At 37.5% G+C, this 25,858-nt stretch carries 21 protein-coding genes; 12 read left to right on the forward strand and 9 right to left on the reverse strand.

The annotated features are described in order from the left end of the window. Positions 1 to 61: 61 nt before the first annotated feature. On the forward strand, positions 62 to 1,594 hold the full coding sequence (gene guaA, locus DCS32_RS12185) for a glutamine-hydrolyzing GMP synthase (RefSeq protein WP_108878519.1): 1,533 nt from the start codon (positions 62 to 64) through the stop codon (positions 1,592 to 1,594). Positions 1,595 to 1,603: 9 nt separating this feature from the next. Beyond that, entirely contained in the window at positions 1,604 to 3,649 is a 2,046-nt protein-coding gene (locus tag DCS32_RS12190) for a LysM peptidoglycan-binding domain-containing protein (RefSeq protein ID WP_108878520.1), read from the forward strand. Positions 3,650 to 3,722: 73 nt separating this feature from the next. On the opposite strand, the gene DCS32_RS12195 is transcribed toward DCS32_RS12190, so the two are convergent. Next, complete coding sequence (locus tag DCS32_RS12195) at positions 3,723 to 4,499, reverse strand: membrane metalloprotease (protein WP_108878521.1); 777 nt, start codon at positions 4,497 to 4,499, stop codon at positions 3,723 to 3,725. A 43-nt stretch (positions 4,500 to 4,542) separates the two neighbouring features. Here DCS32_RS12195 and DCS32_RS12200 point away from each other — a divergent pair, with 43 nt between their 5' ends. Beyond that, positions 4,543 to 5,073 (forward strand): DUF2059 domain-containing protein, encoded by a 531-nt coding sequence (locus tag DCS32_RS12200; RefSeq protein WP_162533652.1) that lies wholly within the window; start codon positions 4,543 to 4,545, stop codon positions 5,071 to 5,073. On the opposite strand, the gene DCS32_RS12205 is transcribed toward DCS32_RS12200, so the two are convergent. After that, positions 5,066 to 5,776: a class I SAM-dependent methyltransferase gene (locus tag DCS32_RS12205; protein ID WP_108878523.1), complete on the reverse strand. Its 711-nt coding sequence runs from the start codon at positions 5,774 to 5,776 to the stop codon at positions 5,066 to 5,068. The two genes, DCS32_RS12200 and DCS32_RS12205, sit on opposite strands and share 8 nt — an antisense overlap. A 23-nt stretch (positions 5,777 to 5,799) precedes the next feature. On the opposite strand from DCS32_RS12205, the gene DCS32_RS12210 reads away from it, so the two are divergent. After that, complete coding sequence (locus tag DCS32_RS12210) at positions 5,800 to 6,294, forward strand: YkgJ family cysteine cluster protein (protein WP_013749530.1); 495 nt, start codon at positions 5,800 to 5,802, stop codon at positions 6,292 to 6,294. A 32-nt stretch (positions 6,295 to 6,326) separates the two neighbouring features. Here the strand turns inward: DCS32_RS12210 and crcB are convergent, their stop codons facing one another. Then, on the reverse strand, positions 6,327 to 6,698 hold the full coding sequence (crcB, locus tag DCS32_RS12215; RefSeq protein WP_108878524.1) for a fluoride efflux transporter CrcB: 372 nt from the start codon (positions 6,696 to 6,698) through the stop codon (positions 6,327 to 6,329). 6 nt (positions 6,699 to 6,704) lie between these two features. Further along, complete coding sequence (locus DCS32_RS12220) at positions 6,705 to 7,736, reverse strand: SRPBCC family protein (protein WP_108878525.1); 1,032 nt, start codon at positions 7,734 to 7,736, stop codon at positions 6,705 to 6,707. An 88-nt stretch (positions 7,737 to 7,824) separates the two neighbouring features. Here DCS32_RS12220 and DCS32_RS12225 point away from each other — a divergent pair, with 88 nt between their 5' ends. Then, positions 7,825 to 9,849 (forward strand): dipeptidyl-peptidase 3 family protein, encoded by a 2,025-nt coding sequence (locus DCS32_RS12225; protein WP_108878526.1) that lies wholly within the window; start codon positions 7,825 to 7,827, stop codon positions 9,847 to 9,849. Between the two features lie 150 nt (positions 9,850 to 9,999). On the opposite strand, the gene DCS32_RS12230 is transcribed toward DCS32_RS12225, so the two are convergent. Next, positions 10,000 to 11,400: a fasciclin domain-containing protein gene (locus DCS32_RS12230; protein ID WP_108878527.1), complete on the reverse strand. Its 1,401-nt coding sequence runs from the start codon at positions 11,398 to 11,400 to the stop codon at positions 10,000 to 10,002. Positions 11,401 to 11,476: 76 nt separating this feature from the next. Between DCS32_RS12230 and DCS32_RS12235 the strand changes: the two genes are divergently transcribed. From DCS32_RS12235 to DCS32_RS12250, 4 genes are all read left to right on the forward strand, one after another. After that, entirely contained in the window at positions 11,477 to 12,169 is a 693-nt protein-coding gene (locus DCS32_RS12235) for a toxin-antitoxin system YwqK family antitoxin (protein WP_108878528.1), read from the forward strand. Between the two features lie 162 nt (positions 12,170 to 12,331). Further along, complete coding sequence (gene mnmA, locus DCS32_RS12240; protein ID WP_108878529.1) at positions 12,332 to 13,525, forward strand: tRNA 2-thiouridine(34) synthase MnmA; 1,194 nt, start codon at positions 12,332 to 12,334, stop codon at positions 13,523 to 13,525. A gap of 42 nt (positions 13,526 to 13,567) precedes the next feature. Next, on the forward strand, positions 13,568 to 15,184 hold the full coding sequence (locus DCS32_RS12245; RefSeq protein ID WP_239057524.1) for a S8 family serine peptidase: 1,617 nt from the start codon (positions 13,568 to 13,570) through the stop codon (positions 15,182 to 15,184). Next, a complete protein-coding gene (locus tag DCS32_RS12250; protein ID WP_108878531.1) occupies positions 15,184 to 16,131 on the forward strand; it encodes an NAD(P)H-dependent flavin oxidoreductase in 948 nt (315 codons plus the stop codon). Before DCS32_RS12245 ends, DCS32_RS12250 begins: the two co-directional genes overlap by 1 nt. Positions 16,132 to 16,206: 75 nt before the next feature. On the opposite strand, the gene DCS32_RS12255 is transcribed toward DCS32_RS12250, so the two are convergent. The 3 genes from DCS32_RS12255 to lysA all read right to left on the reverse strand — a co-directional run bounded on the left by DCS32_RS12255 (position 16,207) and on the right by lysA (position 19,264). Then, positions 16,207 to 16,770 (reverse strand): PhnA domain-containing protein, encoded by a 564-nt coding sequence (locus DCS32_RS12255; RefSeq protein ID WP_108878532.1) that lies wholly within the window; start codon positions 16,768 to 16,770, stop codon positions 16,207 to 16,209. A gap of 101 nt (positions 16,771 to 16,871) precedes the next feature. After that, positions 16,872 to 17,987 carry a serine hydrolase gene (locus DCS32_RS12260; RefSeq protein WP_162533653.1) on the reverse strand — a complete coding sequence of 372 codons (1,116 nt, stop codon included), beginning with the start codon at positions 17,985 to 17,987 and terminating at the stop codon, positions 16,872 to 16,874. Positions 17,988 to 18,058: 71 nt separating this feature from the next. After that, on the reverse strand, positions 18,059 to 19,264 hold the full coding sequence (gene lysA, locus DCS32_RS12265; protein ID WP_108878534.1) for a diaminopimelate decarboxylase: 1,206 nt from the start codon (positions 19,262 to 19,264) through the stop codon (positions 18,059 to 18,061). Positions 19,265 to 19,408: 144 nt separating this feature from the next. Between lysA and DCS32_RS12270 the strand changes: the two genes are divergently transcribed. Then, positions 19,409 to 20,059: an LON peptidase substrate-binding domain-containing protein gene (locus tag DCS32_RS12270; RefSeq protein ID WP_108878535.1), complete on the forward strand. Its 651-nt coding sequence runs from the start codon at positions 19,409 to 19,411 to the stop codon at positions 20,057 to 20,059. A gap of 362 nt (positions 20,060 to 20,421) precedes the next feature. Next, on the forward strand, positions 20,422 to 21,300 hold the full coding sequence (locus DCS32_RS12275; RefSeq protein WP_108878536.1) for a zinc-dependent metalloprotease: 879 nt from the start codon (positions 20,422 to 20,424) through the stop codon (positions 21,298 to 21,300). A gap of 99 nt (positions 21,301 to 21,399) precedes the next feature. Here the strand turns inward: DCS32_RS12275 and DCS32_RS12280 are convergent, their stop codons facing one another. Beyond that, entirely contained in the window at positions 21,400 to 22,413 is a 1,014-nt protein-coding gene (locus tag DCS32_RS12280) for a pirin family protein (protein WP_108878537.1), read from the reverse strand. Positions 22,414 to 22,770: 357 nt separating this feature from the next. Between DCS32_RS12280 and DCS32_RS12285 the strand changes: the two genes are divergently transcribed. Beyond that, positions 22,771 to 25,791, forward strand: coding sequence for a tetratricopeptide repeat protein (locus DCS32_RS12285; protein ID WP_108878538.1), 3,021 nt, complete (start codon positions 22,771 to 22,773; stop codon positions 25,789 to 25,791). The last annotated feature ends 67 nt before the right edge of the window (positions 25,792 to 25,858 follow it).

Consider the following 25,858-nt stretch of genomic DNA (forward strand, 5'->3'; position numbering starts at 1 on the left):
AATCCAAATATTTCTGCTTTTGTCTTTATAGGAACTCTATCAAATTATGCTATTTTTGTCTATGCAAAATAACGTCCTCATATTAGACTTCGGGTCTCAATACACGCAGTTAATAGCACGTAGAGTGCGAGAATTAAATATATACTGTGAGATAAAACCATTTAATAATCCTCCTAAAGATCTTTCTTCTTATAAGGCTGTAATCCTCTCGGGATCGCCGCATTCTGTAAGAGGAGAAGATGCTCCGCATCCAGATCTTTCAGAAATAAAAGGTAAAAAACCTCTTCTAGGAGTTTGTTACGGAGCGCAATACCTAGCTCATTTTTATGATGGTGAAGTAGGACAATCTAATACTCGTGAGTATGGACGAGCAAAACTTTCTGTAGTAGACGAAGGAGAACTTTTCTTAGAAGGTGTTTATGTAGGAAGTCAGGTGTGGATGAGTCATAGTGATACCATCAAGAAATTACCAGCAGGAGCAAAACGTATTGCATCTACACATGATGTAGAAAACGCTGGATACAAACTAGAGGGAGAAGAAACTTATGGGATACAGTTTCACCCAGAAGTATATCACTCTACAGACGGGAAGCAGATTTTAGAAAACTTCTTAGTGAAAATTGCAGGAGTAGCTCAGACATGGACGCCAGATGCCTTTGTAGATACTACGGTTGCAGATCTAAAAGCAAAGCTTAATGACGATCGTGTAATTTTAGGACTCTCTGGAGGTGTAGATAGTACAGTCGCAGCTACATTACTACATAAAGCAATAGGCAAGAACCTATATTGCATTTTTGTAAATAATGGATTGTTACGTAAGGATGAATATACGCAAGTACTCAAACAGTACGAAGGTATGGGGCTTAATGTAAAAGGTGTAGATGCTTCGGCACGTTTCTTGGAAGCGCTAGAGGGTGAGAGTGATCCAGAGACTAAGCGTAAAGCGATAGGTCGCGTTTTTGTAGAAGTATTTGATGACGAAAGTAAACTTGTAGAAAATGCAAAGTGGCTTGGTCAAGGTACTATCTACCCAGACGTTATTGAATCTGTAAGTGCAACGGGAGGACCTAGCGCAACTATAAAATCTCACCATAACGTGGGAGGATTGCCAGATTATATGACACTTAAGGTTGTAGAGCCGTTGAGAATGTTATTTAAAGATGAAGTACGTAGAGTAGGAGCGAGTATGGGATTATCACCTGAGCTATTAGGTAGACATCCATTTCCTGGACCTGGTCTTGCGATTAGAATATTAGGTGATATTACAGCCGAGAAAGTGCGCATCTTGCAAGAAGTAGATCATATATTTATCAGCGGTCTTCGTGAGTGGGGATTATATGATCAAGTATGGCAAGCAGGAGCGATGTTATTACCAGTAAACTCTGTAGGAGTGATGGGCGATGAACGCACGTATGAAAAATGCGTTGCACTTAGAGCTGTAGAGAGTACAGATGGAATGACGGCAGACTGGGTAAATCTTCCTTATGAATTTTTACAAAAAGTGTCTAACGATATAATTAATAAGGTAAAAGGCGTTAATAGAGTAGTCTATGACATAAGCTCTAAGCCACCTGCTACAATTGAGTGGGAATAATTCTTAACTATGAAAAAATATATTACTGTAATTGCGATAGTTGTTTTTAGCGCTTTCGCGAAAGCGTGCTCAACACCAGCAGCTACAATATCTAGCAATACGGCGATTGTTCAAAAGTTTGTTTCTCATCAGGTAAAAGCTGGAGAAACCATCAAGGACATAGCCAACAAGTTTGGTATTACTGAAAAAGAAATCACTAGGCTCAATCCAGACGCTCGTGAGGAAGTTTATGAAGGCTTGGTATTGATATTGCCATCTACGGCTACTGCTGTTAGAAATGCCGATAGTGTTACTCAGGATAACCTAAAGTTTAAAACACACAAGGTAAAACGCAAGGAAACACTTTATAGCATCTCAAAAAAGTATGGTGTTTCTCAAGAAGTGATAAAACGTTTTAATAAGTCTTTATATAGCGAAGTGTTACGTAAAGGTGATAAACTGCGCATACCTGTCAACTATAGCGAAAATAGTGTTACAGATGCAGTAGTAAATGTGCCGCAAACGCAAGCAGCGTATATAACGCACAATGTAATTGCAAAAGAGACTAAATACGGTATCGCTAGAAAGTATGGAATTACTATAGCAGAGCTTGAGAGTACAAATCCATCACTTAGAGATGGACTTAAAATAGGCGATGAGCTTAAAGTTCCTAAGGCAAATTTTGCAAAAAGCACCATCATAGATAATGATGAGTATGCCTTTTATGAAGTGCAAAAAGGAAACACTTTATACAGTTTATTACGCATTTTTAAACTAGAAGCAGATGAGTTAATCGCACTAAATCCAGCATTAGACGAAGGTCTTAAAGAGGGGATGATCCTCAAAGTGCCTAAGGGAAGTCCAGGTTCTGGTACCCCAACGCAAGCCGTTGCAGTAAACCAAGGAAATCCTGACGTTACTATTCTAGAAGGTGAAAAAGGATCTCTGGTTAATCAATTAACGGATTTCTCTCCTAAACGTGTAGCTATTATGCTTCCATTTGGTGTGGGGCGTGTAAATGCTGGTAATACTGAAGTAAATGAAAATCTACTTAGAGATGATCGTATCCTTAGACTATCACTAGATTTATATAGTGGAATGCTTATGGCAGTCCAAGATGCTAAAAAAGCTGGTATAACCACAATTGTTGATACTTATGACACATCATACAATCGCAAAGATGGCGCGGCAACAAATGCACGTAAAGTAGAAACGATTATACAGTCTAATGATTTTTCTGGTGTTAATGCAGTAATAGGGCCACTTCTAGGTAATAACATAGACAGAGCGTCTTCACTACTCAACGCACGTAAGATACCAGTAATCTCACCTATGTCTAACAAAGTAGCTGGTGGAAATAACATTTTTGTATCAAGACCAGAAGATAATTTGTTAAGTAAAAAGATGCTTTCTTACTTAAAAGCTAATGGGGCAGGAAAAAATATTGTTGTAATAGCAGACAAGAAAAATAGTGCTACATTATCAAAGATAAAGGCAATTTTTCCTAATCTAAAGACGGTAACACCTCGTTCTAACGATAAAGGATATTTCTTGTATCCAGGAGATATCCCAGCACAGCTTTCTAGCGAACTAGAAAACTGGGTGATTGTAGAGACTAACGATGTTCCTTTGATTAGTAGTGTAACCACAAGTCTTAATGGGCAGTTAGGTACTATGAAGGTAGTGATGTTTACTACTGATAGGGGTAATGCTTATGAAAGTGATGAGATACAACATGATCACCTAAAGAATCTCGCTTTTCATTTCCCATCTGCCGAGAGAGAATATAAGTACAGTCAAGCAAAAGCATTTATTGATAGTTATGAAACCATGTATGGAGTGAGTCCAAGCGAATCTGCCATAAAGGGATATGATTTGATGTATGATACTTTACTGCGTCTAGCATACTCATCAGATTTATATGCTGCGGCAGCTACCGGTGTGGAGACAGATTATGTAGAAAACAAGTTTAAGTATAGCTCCAGAGCAAAAGGCGGATTTTCAAATAACGCGGTATATCTTATGAAATATACAGATACATTAGAGCTTGAAGAAGTACCTTTTATAGAAGAATAATTGATAAAATTAAATGATATTAAAAAAGGGATTGACTTGCGTCAATCCCTTTTTTAGTTGTTGTAATAAATTTTTATAATCCTCCGTTTGCTTGTAAATCTTGAATACATAACGCGTCAAAATCTGGTAGTGACGCTGTATTGCTAGTATTAAAGATGGTTGTTACCGTTTGAAAATACATTAAGCAATCCTCAACACTGCAATGTCTACCATTCTCTTCATCATGATGGTCTGATGTGAGTGGTGTTCCACCATTTACTAGTCCAAAAATATGACCGAATTCATGTCTTATGGTAGAAGTCTCTATTAATGTTCTGCTTATGGCTGTTGTAGAGTTGTTTGCAAGTTCTAGAAAGGTTTTTTCATAGATAACCATCGATGTGTTTCTATAGGCAGTTCCTAATACTACAGAGTTGTCACTATCTCCTTCACTACTTTCATCAGAAAAGAATAGCCACACGCCCATTTCATCCCCATTATTAAAAACAGATCTGTTTGCATCTTCTATAGCTACGATGTCATTTATATCATAAGGACCTTCTGTATTTGTTGTAATTGTAGATTCTACCAGTGTAATACCATCTGGTTTGTTAAGTCGCTCTTCAAGAAATGGTATTAATAATTCTATAGTGCTATCCGTTGGTCTAAAACCCTCTGGATATGCTATCTCTACTCGTAGGCTAGTAAACTCATCACTAGATAGTAATTCATTTGCAGAGGTTCCTAGTGGTTGTTTATTTGCAGCATTCTCTGTTGGGTCAGATGATAGTGTAGTAGGATCATCATCGTCACAACTTATAATAAAAAGAAGTGATAGTATTAAAAATGCAAGCTGTTTCAATGATTTCATGTGTATAATGTTCTATATTTATGCCCTTATTAGAACAACAAAAATGATGAAAAAATTATTTATAGCCGTATTTCTCTTTACTTCTTTAGCTGGATACTCCCAGGAGAAAACGTATCACGAGCAAGTTTTGAGATATTTTCAAGTGAATGGTACTGCAGATCAGTATAGTAACGCAACTAATGGCCTTTTTGATTTATTAAAAAATCAATACGCTAGCAAGAATGTTCCAGACGCTGTGTGGAACGAATTAAAGACAGAAACACCTAAACAGGTAGATCGCATCTTAAATATGCTGGTTTCTGCTTATAGAGGAAACTATAATCAAGAGGACATTCAGAATATGCTTGCTTTTTATGAAACGGGTGCAGGACGTCAAATGCTTACAGATAAAACAGCATTAGATTATGAGCAACAGAAAGAAGTAACGGTATTTTATAATACACCTACAGGACAAAAGATCTTAACTGTAGAGCCGGATATTGCTCAGAACATAGGAGAAATATCAGAAATCTGGAGTAGAGATTTATACAGAATGATGGTAGATAAACTTGCCGAAAAAGGATATACTATGTAAGCGTAATTTTCGCTAGATATTCATAATGATCACCTTCTAAAATGAGCTCACAATTGAGCTCATTTTTTTGTGCATACCATGCAAGTCTTTCATAGTCTAGATAAAGCCAGTCAAAGCTAGAGCTCTGCTCGCCTTTATAGCTCATCGAGTACGTGACCTCTCCATAGTAGTCACGATGTGTATCCATCCAGAAGCCTCCATCTTCGTCTTCAAACATAAATGCAATATCTGATCCATCTATAAGTATCTGACCATCTTTATTAAGCAGTGTTTTAAGGTGCTTTAGGTAATCGTCTATTTTTGATATACGCTCAAAAATTCCTGTGCCATTCATGAGTAATAAAAGTGTGTCGTAGGTGTCTTTATGTTCTAGAATATTAGAGTGTACAGCTTTTTTTAAACCACGCTTTCGCGAAAGCGTAACAGCTCCCTCACTAATATCTATTCCAGTAACATCAAGTCCTTGCTCTTGTAACCACAAACTATGACTACCCGCGCCACTACCAATGTCGAGTATAGTTCCCTTAGAAAGTGATAATGCTCGTTGCTCTATCACTGGCATTTCTTCAAAAGGCCTGAATAAATATGGAATAGGGATTACATCATCTTCTGCAATAGAGGAGTGTACCACGATGTCTTCTGTGTACTTGTTTTCAATAAAATCTTGGAGCGCTGCTCCAAAAATATCTACCTCTTTTGCCATAGCTTTATGATTACCTTTGCGTCATGGAAGATTTTATTAAAGCCCTCCCTCAGCTGGCCAAAGATAAGCAGAATGAGAATAAAAAGTTCTTTGCAAAACTGCGCAGTAAACCTCCAAAAAACTTGGACTACATCATGCAAGAACTGCATGAAGATGAGTTTGAAAGAACAGATTGTCTTACGTGTGCAAACTGTTGTAAGACAACGGGACCGCTCTTTACAGATAAGGATATCCAGCGTATCTCAAAACACTTCCGCATGAAGGAATTTGACTTTATTAAAACGTATTTACGTATTGATGAAGAGAAGGATTACGTACTACAAGAAACACCATGCACTTTTCTAGGAGCAGATAACTACTGCTCTATCTATGATGTGAGACCTAAGGCTTGTAGAGAGTTCCCACATACGGATAGAAAGAAATTTCAGCAAATTTCTAAGCTTACTATGGAAAACGTAAAGATGTGTCCAGCTGCTTTTAATATCGTAGAGGAGATGAAAAAGAGAATCAAAGTATAGTTGATATACTTAAAAGTCAAAAGCTGGATATTTTAAAAACTCTTTCCTAACTCAATTCCTCCAAACACTGCAAGAATACCAAGTGTAAAACTTGCAATGGTATACAATGCAAAAGTCATAAAATCTCCAGATTTTAGAAGCACGTGATTTTCATATGCAAAGGTAGAAAAGGTGGTAAAACCTCCGCAAAAACCTGTTGCTAGTAATAATGTAGTGTTACTATTAAGTGTGTTGTTTTTGAGAGCCCATCCTAAGATAATACCTATCAACAAGCTACCTATAATGTTTGCCGCAAAAGTGCCATAGGGTATACCAGAACTAGGGTCATTTATAAACTTCCCTAGAAGGTATCTTGCAATACTTCCAGTACCACCACCTATAAAAACGAGTATAAGAGTTTTCAAGGGAGCTTATTTTAAATCTTCAATTGGCACATAAATTTCAGTAATCCAATCTGCTGGGTTAGGATGATCTTGAGGGTCTGTTACATAAACCTCAAAAGGTTTTTCATTGGAAAGTGTATATCCTTTGTCCTGCACATGTTTCATAGCAGTGCTCCATGCCTCTCCCAGATTTATATAATTACCCACTAGGGTTACTTTTACCGCAGTTACTGTAGGCATATATCCGCTAAAAACGTTTGTATCTCCAGCTACAATGATCTTCTCACGCACAGGTAATGCATTTGTCATAATAACATCACCGTTAGGGAATGTCTCATTGTAAATAGTAAAAGGCATTCCAGTTACTGCAATATTATTTTCAGACATAAATGTAGAGATGCCGTTATAATTTTGAGACATGATAGTAGGTACAGAAGGAGCTTTGGCAGAAGTAGTTCTGTAAAGATAAAAACCTCCACTGTATTGCGTTATTCCATCTATATTAACAGCGTACTTACCTATTTCCTCGCGAGCAGCCGCTTCAAGACCAGTAAGCCCTTGCTCATACATTTCTTGCATATCGGCTTCAAAGTCCATTCCTGTAAAGGCAAAATATACCTTATCCATAAGCGTATGCTCACCTTTAATTCCCCAGGTTGCTATGGTTGCAAGTTGCTCTGTAGTTTCAAATGTCCAGTACACCTCAGGTTTACGTTCACCTCCTGGTGTTTGTAGTGTCATGTCTTGCTTTAATGAAATACCCGGAACAGCTTCTGTAGTAGTCATGCTGCCGTCCACTTCACCTTGCCAGCTGTAAGAAGCTCCTTCACCAGAAGTTTTGTCAGCATAATTAAAAACCATAGTAGGCTCTTCCTTCTTCCAAGGACCCCATTCTTCCCATGTTTTGTACTCGTTTACAATATCGTAAACTACCTCTCTTGGTGCATTAATCTCTCTAGAAGCTTCTATTTGATAAGTGCCATCCTGAGTGCCAAAGTATATTGCTCCAGCAATAACAACTATAAGAATAACGAAGAGTAAAAATTTTAAAAATTTCATTGGTGATGGTTTGGTTTTGCAGTAAAGATAACAAAATTCATCGTGTGGAATTTTGCTATATTTACGTGCACAAATTATTAAATAACTTATGAGTCACAAAGGAATATACGCGCTAGCAATTGCAGCGATTCTCGCAGTAGGATGTGGAGAAGATAATAAGGATGATAACGCTTTCGCGAAAGCGGAAACAACAACTACAGATTTTGATTATACAGTTGGCCAGTTTGCCGATATTAAGATATTACGTTATCAAATTCCAGGTTTTGAAGACTTAACACTTAAGGAGCAAAAGCTGGTGTATTACATGACACAAGCAGGACTTGCAGGACGTGATATCATGTGGGCACAGAATTACCGTCACAATCTTGAGATAAGAAATGCACTAGAGACGATTTATACGTCTGACAAGGTTGCAAAAACAGGAGTAGAGTGGGAGCAGTTTGAAACATTCATGAAGCGTGTATGGTTTGCAAATGGTATACACCACCATTACAGTAACGCTAAGATGAAGCCAGATTTTTCTCAAGATTACTTAAAACAACTACTTACCGAAAGCGGAGCAACACTAGAGGGAGAAGCTTTTGAAGTACTCTTTAATGATAAGGACAGTAAGAAAGTAAACCTAGCCAAAGATGTTGATATCGTACTTGAAAGCGCGATTAACTTTTATGGTCCAGACGTAACGACAGCAGAGGCAGAAGCATTTTATGATGCTATTAAAGTAGATGAGAATGAGCCTATTGAAAAAGGACTCAACACACGCCTTGTAAAAGAAAACGGTAAACTTGTAGAACAAGTTTACAAGAGTGGAGGATTATATGGCGAGGCTATAGATAATATAATCGGTTGGTTAGAAAAAGCACAAACCGTTGCCGAAAATGAGCAGCAAGGAAAAGCTTTAGGACTGCTTATTGAATATTACAAGACGGGAAGCCTTGATACTTGGGATGATTACTGTATCGCATGGGCAACCTCTACAGAAGGAAATATAGATTGGATAAACGGTTTTATAGAAGTTTATAATGACCCTAAAGGTTATAAAGGATCTTATGAGACTGTAGTTCAAATTAAAGATTTTGACATGTCAAAAAAGATGGCAGCACTATCTGTAGATGCACAATGGTTTGAAGATAACTCGCCATTAATGCCTGAGCATAAGAAGAAGGAAGTAAAAGGAGTTTCTTATAAAACAGTGATTGTAGCGGGAGAGGCTGGAGATGCTTCACCATCTACACCTATTGGTGTAAACTTGCCTAACAATAACTGGATACGCCAAACGCATGGAAGTAAATCAGTCTCTCTAGGTAACATAATCAATGCTTATAATAACGCTGGTGGATCTGGACGTCTTAAAGAGTTTGCACATGATGCAGAGGAAGTCGAGCTAGAAGAAGCATATGGACAATTAGGAGATAAGCTTCACACTGCTTTGCACGAAGTAGTAGGTCATGCATCTGGACAGATTAATAAAGGAGTGGGAACACCTAAGGAAACTCTTAAACGTTATAAGTCTACGATAGAAGAAGGTCGCGCAGATCTTTTTGGACTATATTACCTTATGGATCCAAAACTTCAAGAAATAGGACTGGTAGAAGACTGGGAAAAAACTGGAATGGCTGCTTACGATGGTTACATTCGTAACGGATTGATGACGCAACTTATTCGTCTTGAACTAGGAGATAATGTAGAAGAAGCACACATGGTAAATCGCCAGTGGGTGAGCGCATGGGCTTTTGAGCGTGGTGCAAAAGAAAATGTGATTGAAAAAGTAACTCGTGATGGTAAGACCTACTTTAACATCACAGATTACACGAAGCTTCGTACAATCTTTGGAGAATTACTAAGAGAGACACAGCGCATTACTTCAGAAGGAGATTATGAAGCTGCAAAAGCACTTGTAGAAAATTATGGGGTGATTGTAGATCAAGATATCCATAAGGAAGTGCTGGCTCGTAATAGCCAATTCAAAAGCGCACCTTACAGTGGTTTTGTAAATCCTGTAATCGTTCCGCAAATGGAAGGTGAGGAGATTACTGGCTTTACTATTGAGCAACCAGAAAGCTTCGAAAATCAAATGCTTGATTATTCTAGCAAATACGGTCATTTAGATTAAGTATAACAAGTACGCTTTCGCGAAAGCGTAAAACTCAAAACCTCCCATCTTTGAAAAAGGATGGGAGGTTTTTTTATAGTATAATATCAAAAAAAATCTCCACTGCAATATATAGCAGTGGAGATTTTAAATAGTTGGGTAAGTTTATTTTTATAAATCTCTTAGTACTCTACTTACAGCGTGTATTACACCATTTGTAGCTTGTACATTTGTAGCAACTATTGGATTTGCATCGCCATCTGGATCAATAACCGCTGCAGGATCTGCTTGAATAGTCACATCTGCTCCTCCTAATGGAGTAACTGCAGTTCCATCAAGATCTGCAAGATCTTCTGCTCTTACATTTGAATTAGGAATCACATGCAATTCTAAAGTTGCGGCAAGTGTCTCTGTAGGGATATCTGATAAATTCTCTAACTCTAGGTCTGCTAGTAAATCTGCAAAAGCATCGTTAGTTGGCGCAAATACTGTAAACGGTGCAGGTGATGTTCCAAAAGGAGTTTGCAATGCAGCTACGTATCCGAAAGATTCATCTGCAGTTAATGCTGCAACAAGTGTAGAAAAATTAGGATCTGCAGTAGCAAATGTCGTGATATCTGGAAGTCCTATTACGGTGTCAACTACATGAATCACACCATTTACAGTTACAATATCTGCTATAATTACGTTTGAGCTTCCATTAAGCGTTACCCCATCATCTGTATTTACATAGAGACTTATAGGTGCATCTTCGTTTCCTTCAAAAGCAGCGGCTGTATTTACATATCCATTGCTTAATGTTGTAGAAATTGCAACAGCTCCTGGTACCACGTGATTAGATAAAACTTGTGCAAGCACGTCATTATCTACATCTCCAAGCATATTATCACCTAAGAAGGTAGCAAATGCATTGTTAGTAGGCGCAAAAACAGTGAAATCTGCCTCTGTATCACTTAATAAATCTGTAAAGGCTGTATTGCCTTCATCTGTAAGAGCGGCAACTAGTGATGTTAATGCAGGATTTGTAGATGCAAATGTTACGATTGTTGGTAAATCAATTACGGTATCTACAGCATGTATTACGCCGTTATCCGTTACGATATCTGCAGTTGTTACTGTAGATTGTCCATTAAGTACAACACCATCTGTGGTATCTACATATAGACTTATGTTTGCGTTAGAAGAAGGCTCGGTAGCTAGGTTACTTACGTATCCAGTCGATAGTTCGCTAGAAGTAACTGTCGAGTTTAGCACGTGATTTAATAGTACTTGTGTCAATACAGCGTCATCTACATCCTCTAGAGCAGCTCCATTTAAAAATGTTTCAAAAGCTGCATTATCAGGCGCAAATACAGTAAATGTTCCGCTTCCTGCTAGTGTAGCATCAAGATTGGTGCGTTGTAACGCAGCTAGTAAAGAGCTGTAATTTTCATTACCAGAAACAAAGTCGGCAATAGTGTTGCTTTCTCCTTCAATAATGTTTGCATTATCATCATCATCGTTACAAGAAAATGTGATAAAGAGCGTTAAAGCAATAAACGCTAGTTTTGTAATACTCATTAGATTTTTCATAAAAATGTAGTTTTTGATTTTGTTTAATGTAAAATTAAAATGACTAAACAGAATAAACTCCTAATAAATAGTTAAAATGTCAAGATTAACAATTGTTTTAATAATTATAATGGCTCAATATCAGCAGTTGAGCGTAGCGCAAAGCTATAATCAATTTGATGATGAAGGTAAGCGCCACGGGCTATGGCAGAAAACTTTTAATAATGAAAAGCAATTGCGATATACTGGAACTTTTAGTCATGGTCAAGAAGTAGGTACCTTTAATTTTTATGATATTAACGGAGGTCATCCTACGGCCGTAAAAGTATATACGCCAGATTCACCTTATATAGATGTAACTTTTTTTACAACCGATGGAAAAATGGTAAGTAAAGGGAAGATGAATGGTAGAGAACGTATAGGAGAGTGGTTATCATATCATCAAGATGGAAAATCAATAATGATAAAGGAGAATTATGATAACGGGAAGTTAGAAGGAGAGCGTACCGTTTATTTTATGAATGGCTTACTGGCTCAGCAAGAGTTTTATAAGCAAGATTTAAAAGAAGGTAAAGCCACCTATTATTCAGAAGAAAAAAAAATACTCAAGGAATTGCAATATATAAACGATAAGCTAGAAGGCCCAGTTCGATTATATAACGGTTTTGGGCAGCTAGAGGTTGAGGGTATTTACAAGAATAACCGTAAGCACGGTCTCTGGAAGTATTATAAAAATGGTGCTGTAGATAAAGAAATTAAATATCCACGTAATAAAATAGGGGTCCAGTAATCTTAGTGTAAGTTTTCTCTTTAAATATCAACTACTTCTTATGTGAAAAAATGCACTCTTATTGTGTAAATTTGCATCCTCAATTATGAGCTAGAATTATAGCTCTTACAATAGCAAAGTGAAGCTATAATTAGCCGATGTTTTGCAAACATATATCAGATAATGAAAACGGTAGTAGTAGGTCTTAGTGGTGGAGTAGATAGTAGTGTTACGGCTCACTTATTAAAGGAACAAGGATACAACGTGATAGGTCTTTTTATGAAGAACTGGCACGATGATTCTGTAACGATATCTGATGAGTGCCCGTGGCTAGATGATAGCAATGATGCAATGCTCGTTGCCGAAAAGTTAGGAATTCCTTTTCAGACTGTAGATTTAAGCGAGCAATACAGAGAGCGTATTGTAAATTACATGTTTAAAGAATATGAGATGGGACGAACTCCTAATCCAGATGTGCTGTGTAATCGTGAGATTAAGTTTGATGTGTTTATGAAAATTGCACTATCTCTCGGAGCAGATTATGTAGCGACAGGACATTACTGTCAAAAGACTTCGATTGAAGTAGACGGTAAGACAATGTATCAGCTTAAAGCCGGAGCAGACGATAATAAAGATCAATCATATTTTTTATGCCAGCTATCGCAAGAGCAATTGGCAAAGACATTATTTCCTATAGGGCATTTACAAAAGCCTAAGGTGCGCGAGATTGCCTTAGAGCAAGATCTCGTAACGGCAGGTAAGAAAGATTCTCAAGGACTTTGTTTTATAGGTAAAGTACGATTACCAGACTTTTTACAACAACAATTAAAACCTAAGGAAGGTGTGATTGTTGAGGTGATGGAAGATACTATTCCTGAAGTTGCAGGAGGTATGGAGGCTAGTAACGCTTTCGCGAAAGCGGACTTAGAAAACCTTGTAAAAAAGCCAACATATAGCGTTGCCGAAGGAAAGGTGGTAGGAAAGCACCAAGGAGCACATTACTTTACAATTGGTCAGCGTAAGGGACTCGCAGTAGGCGGAACCGTAGAGCCACTTTTTGTAATAGATACAGATGTAAATGAAAATGTGATTTACACAGGTCAAGGAAAAAATCACAGAGGATTATACCGAAAAGGACTCTTTGTAAAAGAAGAAGAAATACACTGGATACGTGAGGATCTCACGCTTGCAGTAGACGAAACTATGGAAGTTGAAGCAAGAATACGCTATAGACAACCACTAGAAAAGGCGACACTTTATAGAGTGGAAGGTGGCATGTATGTAATTTTTGACAATCCTCAAACCGCAATTGCCGAAGGTCAGTTTGTAGCATGGCATCATGGAGAAGAGTGCTTAGGTTCTGGAGTTATTTCGTAACTTACGTACTCATCTTACGGAGCTTAGCTCAACTTCTTGCTTATGAATATAAAATTACTCTTAGTACTCCTATTTATGACGGCTTATGGAAATGCTCAGCAGGATGCTTGGGTATTTTTTGTAGATAAAGAAAACGTTGCGGCAAGCCTTGATAATCCTATTTCTATACTCACACAAGATGCACTAGACCGAAAAGAACTACACGGTGTAGCTATAGATGAACGTGATGTGCCCGTAAATGAAAATTATATCACTCAAATTAAATCTGAGCCTGGTATAACTGTATTAGCAAAATCAAAGTGGATGAACTGTGTCCACGTAAGGGGTTCACTAGCGCAAATCGAAGCTTTAGAAGCATTGCAAATTGTTGATTATATAGAATATGCAGATCGAAGTTTAACAAGACAATCTACTCCATTTGAGTTTTTAAAAGATGATCCTTTACCTCCACAATCACGAGTTACATTTAATTACGGAGCAACAGATAATCAAGTAACTATGCTCTCTGTAGATGAGTTGCATGAGCAAGACTTTACGGGCGCAGGAATGGTGATAGCAATTATGGATTCTGGTTTTCCTGGAGTTGATGTGAATGCAGGATTCTCAAGATTGAGAAATGCAGGGAACTTGCTAGATGGATATGATTTTGTGGGAAGAAATGACGATGAGTTTGAATTTTTAAATAGTAGCCATGGAACTAGAGTAGCAAGTGACATTGTAGGTTTCATAGAAAACCAATTTGTAGGCACAGCTCCAGATGCTGCTATTTACTGTTTTAGAACAGAAGATGTGGCAAGTGAGAATCCAGTAGAAGAATCTTACTGGGTGGAAGCTGCAGAAAGAGCAGATAGCTTAGGAGTAGATGTAATAAATACATCACTAGGATATAGAACTTTTGATAATTCTAATTATGACTACAGCTACGATGACATGGATGGTGAGACTACTTTCATTTCTAGAGGCGCTACACTTGCTTTTGAAAAAGGGATGCTGGTAGTTACTAGTGCAGGCAATAGTGGTACTGGAATGATAAGCGCTCCAGCAGATGCCGTAGGTTCATTTACAGTAGGTGCCGTAAATGCTAGTGGAAATTATGCTAGCTTTAGTAGTATAGGACCGTCAAGTGATGGTAGGGTTAAACCAGATGTAGTCGCAAAGGGAGCGGGTAGTGCAGTTATCGATCAGAATAATAACATTACTACAAATAATGGAACGAGCTTTAGTTCGCCGATAATAGCTGGAGCAATAGCTAGCTTTTGGCAGTCAAATCCAGAGCTTACAAATGCCACTATAATGCAGCTCGTTCGGGAGAGTGCTAGTATTTATGATAATCCAACTGTGCAGTTGGGGTATGGTATTCCAGATTTTGGCGCAGCATTAGAAGAGGTTTTAAGTACCTCAGCGCTTAATGAAGCTCAAGAGTTTAAAGACTATCAAATTTTACCTAACCCAGCATCTGAGATGGCAGTATTAGTATTGCCAAAGGAAGTTACTCAAGTTGAGGTGACTATTTTTGATATTTTAGGTAAGAAGATCACGACCAAACGTATGTCACAACAAGTAAATGCACTTCCTATCTCAACACTTAGAAAAGGAGTTTATCTCATACAAATTAACGATGGTACCTCAATCGTTACTCAAAAATTTATAAAAGCATAATGAATAGAATCACATCCCTATTTAACGTTAAGTATCCACTAGTACAAGGTGGAATGATATGGAACTCTGGCTGGCGTCTCGCAAGTGCTGTGAGTAATGCTGGAGGTCTAGGATTAATAGGAGCGGCTTCTATGTATCCAGAGGTACTAGTGGAGCATGTAGAGAAGTGTAAAAAAGCTACCAATAAGCCTTTTGGGGTAAATATCCCTATGTTATATCCTAACATAGAAGAGCACATGAAAACGGTAGTAGACTACAAAGTTCCTATTGTTTTTACCAGCGCTGGTAATCCAAAGCTGTGGACTAAAGAGTTAAAGAAGCACGGAATAAAAGTGGTGCATGTAGTAAGTAGTGTAAAGTTTGCCTTAAAATCACAAGAAGCAGGAGTAGATGCGGTGGTTGCCGAAGGTTTTGAAGCTGGAGGTCACAATGGAAGAGAGGAGACTACAACATTCACGCTGATACCTATGGTGAGAGAAAAGTTAGATATCCCACTTATTGCGGCTGGTGGTATTGCAACAGGTAGAGGTATGCTCGCAGCAATGACATTAGGAGCAGATGGTGTGCAGGTAGGAAGTCGCTTTGCCGCTAGTGAAGAATCTAGTGCGCATCAATTATTTAAACAAGCTATAGTTGATACTCAGGAAGGAGATACCGTATTAACACTTAAAGAACTTGCGCCTGTAAGACTTATAAAAAATAAATTTTATAAGCAGGTAGCAGAATTATACACTACGGCACCATCAAAGGAGCAGCTGTCACAATTATTAGGACGTGCACGTGCAAAGCGAGGCATGTTTGAAGGAGATCTTGAGGATGGCGAACTAGAAATAGGTCAGATTTCTGGGCTTATACATGATATAAAACCAGCGGGGCAAATAGTGTCAGATATGATAGCAGAATATACTGAAGCAAAGAACGCTTTACTCAATTTTGACAACTGGTAGTGTTATCTAGATGAACTAAAAAATGCTCTGGTTTACCAGAGCATTTTTTTAACTTATAGAGTAATCAGTTATAGTCTAGTTACTCTTCTTTACGTATTGAGTAACTATAACAACCTGCTGTCCTTGAATGCGTCCTTCTATGTGCTCAGGATTATCATGTACAAGATTAATATTACGCATAAACTCTCCACGTTTTGCAGTAAAGTTGGCTCCTTTTACATCTAGATCTTTAATTAAAACAACACTATCACCGTTAGCCAGTCTCGTTCCATTGGAGTCTTTATGAATAATCGTGTTTTCATCTTCTTCTATGTGCTCTCCAGTAGCTTTTGCCCACTCTAACGTTTCTTCTTCAAGATACATCATGTCAAGAAGATCCTGTGGCCATCCTTCTTTGCGTAGTCTTGTAAGCATACGCCACGCTACCACTTGTACTGCAGGTTCTGTGCTCCACATGCTATCATTAAGACATCTCCAATGGTTTACATCTACTTCCTCTGGATTATTAATCTGGTTAATACATGTTTTGCAGGCAAGAATGTCGTCCTCTCTTGGTTCCACGATAAATGGAGAAAGATCGTATTCGTTGCTGCATAGTTCGCAAATAGTGGTGCGTTTGTTAAGTTCTCTTAAGCTCACAGTACTCGGTTTATGGGTTGTAAAAGCAAATTAATTTGCTGTCAATTTAAGGCATTGCCTTGATATTGCTGCGAAGTAACAAAATTTCCGTCTAAGGTGCTTTATTCCCTACGCTCTTTTTCTTGTTTGTAGATCTCACGGCCTAGTTGCGCGAGAAAAGGGATACCTATATTTTCATACTCATAGGTATCATCATTAAAAATTGCATTCTCATTTACTAGGATAGTTGCAGAGAGTATAAAGCGTATGTCATTCTCGGTGTCAACAATGTATGCAGTCTCTGTGAGCGTTCCATATGCATATCCCACTTTATTGTAAATTTTGATATTACTAGGTATATCATCTTTGGAGTCTCCATACATGAAAAACTTAACATAACTATCGTAATACTTTTGGGAAGTATACTTAGCCTCGCGAGGTAATGCTTTCATTGACGATAGTAAACGAGTTCTACTTTCTTCGGTGAGGTCAAATCGTTCTGCTTCGGGAAAGACTTCTGGTGCTATAAGCTTTTTGATTAGTAGATGTTGCTCTTCTAGTGGGAAGTAGTTTTTCTCGCTAAAGTTCATTGGAGATTCTTTTAAAACACCATCTTCTATGTATCCTTTACCTTTGTTAATTCCTTGTATAGTAACTGGAGTAATATCGCTATCTGTTTGATTTTTTAATTCAATTACGTCTTCCGTATATCCTGGAAAGAATTGAATGTTGTTCCTGCTAGCTTTATCAGCATCTGGCGTAGATAATCTATGGGCGATACGGGTGTTGTTTAGTCCTTTTTCGCGCAAGCGGTTATTAATATAATCTCTTCCTAAAATCTCATAAATTCTGTTGTAGGATGCATTGTCACTTACTGCAAAAATCTGTCTAATGTCATCAGACACTGTATGTAAATTGTCGTCATCACCTATAATATATGGGGTATCAAGATGTAGGTTCTCACGTACATCCATAAACTCTGCAGCTAGCAGTGCTACAGGGAGTTTTACCGTGCTCGCAGGGTAAAAATACTGGTCTGTATTTACGTTGTACTCGTAATCTGTAAATACCATCTCACCAGTACTTGACGTATCGATTTGTGTGAACAGTATTTGTACTTCGTGTTTTTTAATATCGCTTACAACGGTTTTTATAAGCTCATTTTTTGAGCTTAATGCTGTCTCGATAGGATTGCTGCAACTTGCAAATATTACTACTATTAATACCCAATATTTCATAGTATAAATGTACTGAGTATTCATAAAAAAGACCAGCTGTTTGCTGGCCTTTGTGATAGTTTTATGTGAAGTTATTCTTTGAGAATAACTTGGTTGCTTATGAGGTCTTCAAAGGTTTCTCGTTTACGTATTAAATGCGCTTCGCCGTTTTTGATCAACACCTCTGCAGGTCTGTAGCGACTATTATAATTGCTCGCCATCGTAAAGCAATACGCACCTGCATTATCAAAGGCAAGAATATCACCTTCAGAAATTTCTGAGATGCGACGGTTGTTTGCAAAAGTATCGGTCTCACAAATATATCCCACAACACTATAAAAACGTTCTCGCCCTTTTGGGTTGCTTATATTATGTATCTCATGCTGGCTTCCATAAAGCATAGGTCGTATTAAGTGGTTAAATCCACTATCTACTTGAGCAAATACTGTTGAGGTTGTTTGTTTTACCACATTTACTTGTACAAGAAATTTACCTGCTTCGCTTACAAGGAATTTACCAGGTTCAAAGGTTAGCGTGAGTGGTTTTCCGTACGCTTTCGCGAAAGCGTTAAAACGTTTCCCTAATTTCTCTCCTAGTTCCTCTATGTTAGTCTCAATGTCTCCTGCTTTATAAGGTACTTTAAAACCGCTACCAAAATCAATAAAAGTAAGATCGCTGAATTTTTGTGCAGCATCAAATAATATTTCTGTCGCATAAACAAATACATCAATATCAAGAATGTCACTTCCAGTGTGCATGTGAATTCCATTGATATTCATTCCGGTATTTTCCACAATGCGCAGTACATGCGGTAGCTGGTGAATACTAATCCCAAATTTACTATCGATGTGCCCTACAGAAATGTTAGTGTTTCCACCTGCCATTACGTGAGGATTCACGCGGATACACACAGGTATTTGAGGATGCTTAGTCCCAAACTGTTCTAATATAGAAAGATTGTCTATATTGATTTGAACACCCATTTGTGCTACCTCCTCTATCTCTGCAAGTGAGACACCATTAGGTGTAAAGATGATGCGATCTGGAGTAAAGCCAGCTAGAAGTCCTAGCTGTACTTCTTGAATAGAAACCGTGTCTAGTCCAGAACCCAAGCTCTTTAGATGCTGTAATATAGAAATGTTGCTTAAAGCTTTTACGGCGTAGTTAAGTCTTAACTGTTTTACATCCTTAAATGCATTAGTAAGTCTATTATATTGTGTCGTAATAGTCTCTGCATCGTATACATAAACTGGACTTCCGTGGGTGTTGACCACGTTTAAAAGATCTCTATTTTTCATCTTAACGTATTTAAAGCAAAATTAGAAGAGTTTTGTAAATTCATAAGATACAATGTCTAGAAATGTTGAACAATAAGGTTAAAAATTGTTCATTATATAACAGTAAGCAGAAGCTTTTGTATTTTTCATACATAAAACAGTGTTATGACTACAGCAATACTCCCCATGTTCCCGCTAGAAATGGTAGCCTTTCCAGGTGAGCCTCTCAATTTACATGTGTTTGAAGATAGGTACCAGCAATTACTACAAGATTGTGAATCTGGAGGAATCACCTTTGGTATTCCCACTTATATAAATAATAGTCTTGCCTATGGTACAGAAATGGAAGTTACACAGGTTGTAAAACGTTATCCTTCTGGAGCTGCAGATATTATCTGTAAGGGCTTGAGGGTTTTTAAACTGATCAACTTTTATAATACGCTAGGAGAACGATTATATGCTGGAGGGGAGGTTACATTTATTGAGGAACGTCAAGAGCCATCTTCTTCTCGTAAAATAAGACTTATTACATTGCTATCTGATTTTTATGATGAGCTTGATATGAAAACTCCTGAAATTAATGTGAACACCATACGAAGTTTTACGCTTGCTCATAAAATGGGATTGACCTTGGAGCAAGAATATGAGTTATTGCAAATATCTTCTGAGGATAAGAGGTTACAATATCTTATAGAACATCTAGAGATAGCATTACCTACACTAAAGTCTGTAAATAGGACTAAAAGACTTATAGCTCTTAATGGACATTTTAAAAACTTTGATCCTTTAGATTTTAAGGATTACAACATACAGTAATCAAGTCAAGATATAGAATATCTCATGAATGATCATATCATTGCGAAATCCTCAATAGTTGTAAAATTATTAAGGATAATGAATAAGATATTGTGAGTTTATTTGGATTTATTACATGTAAATAAGGAGGATTTGTCAATTTCATTAAAGAAATTAATTTTTTTTAGGATTTTAGTTCGCTGCTTTTCAAGTGATTGATTTCAAAAAAAGGATTCCCTTTGTCGGTTTGCGAATAATTATGGGATTTAAATAATTATATGATAAAAATAATAACGAAAACGTTGTAGTGCTATGATTACTATATTTTAATTGTTAAAAAGAGTTAAATTTGAACCAAATGTTAACCCTTATAAACAATCCAAATGAAAAATCAATTCAAATTTAGTGCTATGGCTATCGCGATGATGGCTATTACATTCACATCATGTGAAAAAGAAACAGAAGAAGCTATCGAGAATGATCTTGTAACTGAGGAACTTGTAGCAGAAACTAGAGAAGCCGTAACAGATACAGGTGTTCTAGGCAAAATTAGAGAAGATCTTAAGCTTGATGCAGGTGCAGTAACAAAAGGAGATTTCCACCTTCCTGATGGAACAGTGCAAGAACGTATCTATATAGGCGAGGATATTGTGGTAACAGCAAAGGAGCTTAAAGAAATGACAGCAAACCAAGACACAAGGCAGTTTAGAACAAACAACCTTGTGACTGGAGCAAACAGAACCATAGATATCATAGGATATACTGGTAATGACAACTTCGGACTTTCAACAAAAGGACGTACTGCATTAGAGTGGGCTGTAAATAACTATAACCGTATCTCAGGATCTGCATTACGTTTCCGTCTTACTTTTGGGACTAACTTCAATAACAGTGATATGGTAGTGTATGATAACACTGCAAATAATCCTGGAAAAAGTGGAGGTGTAGCTGGTTTTCCAAGTGCACAAGGGCTTCCTAATAAGTTTGTACAGATTTATGGTCTTGAGGGATCATCTACAAACGTAAATGAGCATGTAATTACACACGAGATAGGTCACTCTATAGGTTTCCGTCACTCAGATTACTATGATCGCGCGAGCTGTGGAAGCGGCGGAGGTGAGTCTGCTGGATCTACAGGAGCAATACAATTATCTGGAACTCCAACAAGAGATTTTGATTCTATCATGCAAGCTTGTTTCTCAAACAATGAGGATGGTGAGTTTAGCTCAAATGATGTAACAGCTTTAAGAGCTATGTACTAAATATTATAGTTTACCCACACTATAGTTTTATATGTAAACACCTCGTCTGTAAAAGGCGAGGTGTTTTTTATGTAACGCTTTCGCGAAAATGTGACAGCATTATTTTACTTCTTCCCGACCATCTGCATGTAGTGCAAAACGTCCACGCTCTTTAGGATGTGTGTGATCATAAGAACTCCAAGGCCAGCCACCAAAAGCCGTCTTTCTAAATTCGGAAATGGCTTCATGAATTTCTTGAGGGCTATTCATTACAAAAGGTCCTTGCTGCGCTACTGGCTCATTGATAGGTTTTCCTTGTAAGAGTAAGAAACTTGCAGTGGTATTGCCGTTTTTTATCTCAAGCTCTTGATCACTTAAAATATCAATACTGTGATTAACGGGTATCTGATTACCTTCTATGGTTACTTCTTTTCCATTATAAAAATATAGAGATCTATTTAGTTGAGCAGCAGCTTCGGGTAACTTCCATACGGCATTTGGTTCCATAGTAATGAGCCAGATGGCTACGTGATTACTAGCATCCATTGCCCAAGAATCTGGAGCAGCATCTGGAGCCTTTACATCATTGTAATCTCCAGATATGAGTTTTATGCTTGTACTTTTTCCATGATCATCTTGTAAGTTATGAATAGGTATGTCTTCATTCCATAGCATTTTGAAATGCGGGTCAACCAGTTTATTCTTTTTAGGAAGGTTGAGCCAAAGCTGAAATAATAACAGCGGATTTTCTTTATCGTCATGCAGTAGCGGAAACATCTCGCTATGCTGTACGCCCTTACCAGCAGTCATCCACTGTACATCTCCATTCCCAAAACGCCCAGCAGCTCCTAGAGAGTCACTATGGTCTGCAAGACCTCTCTCTACAATAGTAACAGTCTCAAAACCGCGATGAGGATGCGCAGGAAATCCTGGTACTGTAGTGCCGTGATACATATTCCATCCCTCTGCGTTGGGTTCAAAATCCATTCCTAGATTACGTCCTTGTAGTGATGCAGCCGGACCTAGCTGCTCATTACCTTTCGGGTAATTATCTAGATGATACGCACAAAAAAGAAAAGGATCTTGGGTTTCCCACTGAAAACCGAGTTGTTTGATTTTTTTAATTGCTGTCATGGTGTTTTGTTTTTACATAGCGTTACAAAGGTATGAATGAATGTTCGGCATTGTTAGCTACAGTAGAATGTCAAATTTAATTAGAGATGTATGTAAATCTGATGTGAGGTTATAATTTCCTTAAGGGCAGGGTATTCAATTTTAATTTTTTTATGTTTTTAACGTACTGTTCTAGACTGTTAAAATCCTTTTCACAACTCTATATAATTAACAAAGATTTCTGACGTTATGCTTAGGGAAGAAACTTAACTTTGAAGTGATGTAAATAGCGTGTTTTGCTTTCGCGAAAGCGTGCTTATTTTACATTTTTTAGTCTATTCCTGATAATGATCAGAACTCATAAAACAACTCTTAACTATGCATAAAATCAAGTACGTACTTGTTGCATTATTTTTATATTCAACTATTGCTGTAGCGCAACAATCGGCAATATATACGAATGATCTTGTACAATTCAATAAGGCACTTTCCTTATATAATAGCAAGCAATACCTAGCAGCGCAAACTCTTTTTGAAGAAGTAAAAGGAGATACAGATGATACAACTGTAAAAGGTGATTGTGCGTATTACATTGCAAACGCGGCAGTGCGACTCAATCAGCAAGGGGCAGATGACCTCATGACTACTTTTGTAACAGAGTATCCTACGAGTACAAAACGCAACAGTGCTTTTCTTGATGTGGCACAATATTATTTTGATAATGGCAAGTTTGCTTATGCTCGTAAATGGTATGATCGCGTAGATGAAAGCACCCTTACAGCAGGAGAAAAGGAGACTTTTTACTTTAATAATGGCTATGCTTACTTTAAAAGTAATCGTTTTGACGAGGCGAAGAAATATTTAAACCGCGTACGTGATTCAAAAAAATATGGAGCGCAGGCTAAATATTACATTGGCTTCATGGCTTATGAGGGTGATGATTATGAGGAAGCAAAAGAGCTTTTTGAAGAAGTAGAAGCAGAGACAGGAGGAGCATATAATGAGGATCTTGCATACTTTAAAGCAGACCTTAATTTTAAGTTAGGGAAATTTGACGAAGCAATTTCAGAAGGGAAGTCTCAGCTAGCAAAAGCAAACCCAACAGAAAAGTCTGAGCTTAATAAAATTATAGGAGAAAGCTATTTTAACCAAAAGAAGTATGCAGAGGCATTACCATATTTACAAGCCTACAAAGGAAAGCGTGGTAAGTGGAATAACACAGATTATTATCAGCTAGGATATACTTATTATAAGCAAGGAGATTATGCAAATGCTATCAATGAATTTAATAAAATTATTGATGGAGATAATAGTGTAGCACAAAATGGATATTACCACCTAGCAGAATCTTACCTAAAATTAGATAAAAAGCAAGAAGCGCTCAATGCATTTAAAAATGCAAGTGAAATGGACTTTAATGCACAAATCAAAGAAGATAGTGGTCTTAATTATGCAAAGCTGAGCTATGAAATAGGTAATGCTTACAAGTCTACACCTGCTGTAATTACAGATTATATAGATGCCTATCCAAAATCTCCAGCTAAGACAGAACTAGAAGCATTACTTATAGATTCTTACATCACCTCAAAAAATTACAAAGAGGCAATGCGCTTGCTAGAAAGCAACAGCAATTTTGATAATAAGGTAGCTTATCAAAAAGTAGCATTTCTTTATGGGCTTGATCTTTATAATGAAGGTAATTATCCAGAGGCTGCTGCAGCATTTAAAAAATCTCTTAAAGAACCACGCGATCCTTTATATGTGACACGTGCGACCTACTGGAAAGCAGAGAGTGATTATGTTGCAAATGATTTTAAAGAAGCAATTATAGGGTACAAGCAGTTTTTAAATAACAGTAATGCTGCAAGTACTCCAGAATATCAAGACATCAATTATAACCTTGCATATGCATATTTTTCTGATAAGCAGTATGAACAAGCAGCGACCGTTTTTGAGTCGTATGCTGCAAGTAATGTGCAAGATCAAACTAAACTTAATGATGCGTATTTACGTCTAGGTGATAGCCGTTTTATAAGCAGTAAATACTGGCCTGCGCTTGAAGCGTATAATAAGTCTATAGCGCTTAACAAGACAGATCAAGACTATGCAACTTTTCAAAAATCGATGAGTTATGGTTTTATAAAAAAGGATGAAGACAAAATAAGCGGACTTCAAACTTTTTCGACTAAGTTTCCAAACTCTACCTATCGCGATGATGCGCTTTATGAATTAGGTAACATTTATGTATCTCAAAATAAAAATGATCAAGCAATTACTGCTTATGACAAATTAGTAAGAGATTTACCTGGTAGCTCTTATGTGTCAAAAGCAATGCTTAAAAAAGCGTTGATACTTGATAATAAAAACAAGTCTGACGAGGCACTCGCACTTTTGCGCAAGGTAGCTGGTGATTATCCAGGGACTCCAGAGGCATTGCAAGCAGTGACTACGGCAAAGCTTATTTATATAGATCTAGGTCGTGTAGATGAGTATGGACAATGGGTGAGTACATTAGATTTTATCGATGTGGAGGATGCAGAGCTTGATGATGCTGCATATGCATCGGCAGAGAAGCAGTATGTGGAGAATAATGTAGGTCAAGCAGAACGACTTTTTGAGTCATACTTGAATGACTATCCTAATGGACAGCATGCATTACAGGCTCATTTTTATTTAGGGCAGCTCGCTTTCGCGAAAGCGGAATACAAAAAAACAATTCCGCATTACCAATTTGTTATAACAAAGGAGCGTAGCGAATTTACAGAGCAAGCTCTTGCACGTTTAGGGCAAGTATATCTTACAGATAAAAACTACACGGCTGCAATTCCGGTGTTAAAACGACTAGAAACAGAAGCAGACTTCCCACAGAATATTGTTTTTGCTCAGTCTAACCTGATGAAATCTTTTTATGAAGGTGAAGACTTGACAAAAGCAGTGAGCTATGCCGAAAAAGTGCTTGGAAATGCAAAAATTGACAATGCAGTAAAAAGTGATGCGCAAATAATAATTGCTCGCTCTTCTATAAAAACAGGTGATAAAGCAAGAGCTAAAACGGCGTATGCTGAGGTTCAGAAAATTGCTACAGGAGCACTAGCAGCAGAGGCTTTATATTATGATGCTTATTTTAAAAATGAGGCTCAAAACTTTGAAGCATCTAATGTCGCAGTGCAAAAACTAGCTAAAGACTACAGCGGTTTTAAAGAGTATGGAGCCAAAGGACTTGTGCTTATGGCAAAGAATTTTTATGCACTAGGAGATGCATATCAAGCAACATACATTTTAGAAAGTGTGATTACAAACTTTGCAGATTATCCAGAAACTGTAGAAAAAGCACGTGGCGAACTAGCAATTATTAAACAAGCAGAAGGAAAAACAAATGCCTCTGTAGAAAAAGGGTAATTGTTGATTAATACATCAACACATCACTTGCTTTATAAATAAGACAAACGTCTAACGAATTAAGACA

Source organism: Dokdonia sp. Dokd-P16, assembly GCF_003095655.1.
In the GTDB taxonomy this organism is placed as follows: domain Bacteria; phylum Bacteroidota; class Bacteroidia; order Flavobacteriales; family Flavobacteriaceae; genus Dokdonia.

Excerpts from the sequence above, each read along its gene's own strand:
- DCS32_RS12200 (WP_162533652.1), top strand. The coding sequence starts at position 4,543 with ATGATGAAAAAATTATTTATAGCCGTATTTCTCTTTACTTCTTTAGCT.
- mnmA (WP_108878529.1), top strand. The coding sequence starts at position 12,332 with ATGAAAACGGTAGTAGTAGGTCTTAGTGGTGGAGTAGATAGTAGTGTT.
- DCS32_RS12275 (WP_108878536.1), top strand. The coding sequence starts at position 20,422 with ATGAAAAATCAATTCAAATTTAGTGCTATGGCTATCGCGATGATGGCT.
- DCS32_RS12285 (WP_108878538.1), top strand. The coding sequence starts at position 22,771 with ATGCATAAAATCAAGTACGTACTTGTTGCATTATTTTTATATTCAACT.
- DCS32_RS12270 (WP_108878535.1), top strand. The coding sequence starts at position 19,409 with ATGACTACAGCAATACTCCCCATGTTCCCGCTAGAAATGGTAGCCTTT.
- DCS32_RS12195 (WP_108878521.1), bottom strand. The coding sequence starts at position 4,499 with ATGAAATCATTGAAACAGCTTGCATTTTTAATACTATCACTTCTTTTT.
- DCS32_RS12250 (WP_108878531.1), top strand. The coding sequence starts at position 15,184 with ATGAATAGAATCACATCCCTATTTAACGTTAAGTATCCACTAGTACAA.
- guaA (WP_108878519.1), top strand. The coding sequence starts at position 62 with ATGCAAAATAACGTCCTCATATTAGACTTCGGGTCTCAATACACGCAG.
- DCS32_RS12205 (WP_108878523.1), bottom strand. The coding sequence starts at position 5,776 with ATGGCAAAAGAGGTAGATATTTTTGGAGCAGCGCTCCAAGATTTTATT.
- DCS32_RS12190 (WP_108878520.1), top strand. The coding sequence starts at position 1,604 with ATGAAAAAATATATTACTGTAATTGCGATAGTTGTTTTTAGCGCTTTC.
- DCS32_RS12280 (WP_108878537.1), bottom strand. The coding sequence starts at position 22,413 with ATGACAGCAATTAAAAAAATCAAACAACTCGGTTTTCAGTGGGAAACC.
- DCS32_RS12260 (WP_162533653.1), bottom strand. The coding sequence starts at position 17,987 with ATGAAATATTGGGTATTAATAGTAGTAATATTTGCAAGTTGCAGCAAT.
- DCS32_RS12210 (WP_013749530.1), top strand. The coding sequence starts at position 5,800 with ATGGAAGATTTTATTAAAGCCCTCCCTCAGCTGGCCAAAGATAAGCAG.
- lysA (WP_108878534.1), bottom strand. The coding sequence starts at position 19,264 with ATGAAAAATAGAGATCTTTTAAACGTGGTCAACACCCACGGAAGTCCA.
- DCS32_RS12225 (WP_108878526.1), top strand. The coding sequence starts at position 7,825 with ATGAGTCACAAAGGAATATACGCGCTAGCAATTGCAGCGATTCTCGCA.
- DCS32_RS12230 (WP_108878527.1), bottom strand. The coding sequence starts at position 11,400 with ATGAAAAATCTAATGAGTATTACAAAACTAGCGTTTATTGCTTTAACG.
- DCS32_RS12245 (WP_239057524.1), top strand. The coding sequence starts at position 13,568 with ATGAATATAAAATTACTCTTAGTACTCCTATTTATGACGGCTTATGGA.
- DCS32_RS12220 (WP_108878525.1), bottom strand. The coding sequence starts at position 7,736 with ATGAAATTTTTAAAATTTTTACTCTTCGTTATTCTTATAGTTGTTATT.
- DCS32_RS12235 (WP_108878528.1), top strand. The coding sequence starts at position 11,477 with ATGTCAAGATTAACAATTGTTTTAATAATTATAATGGCTCAATATCAG.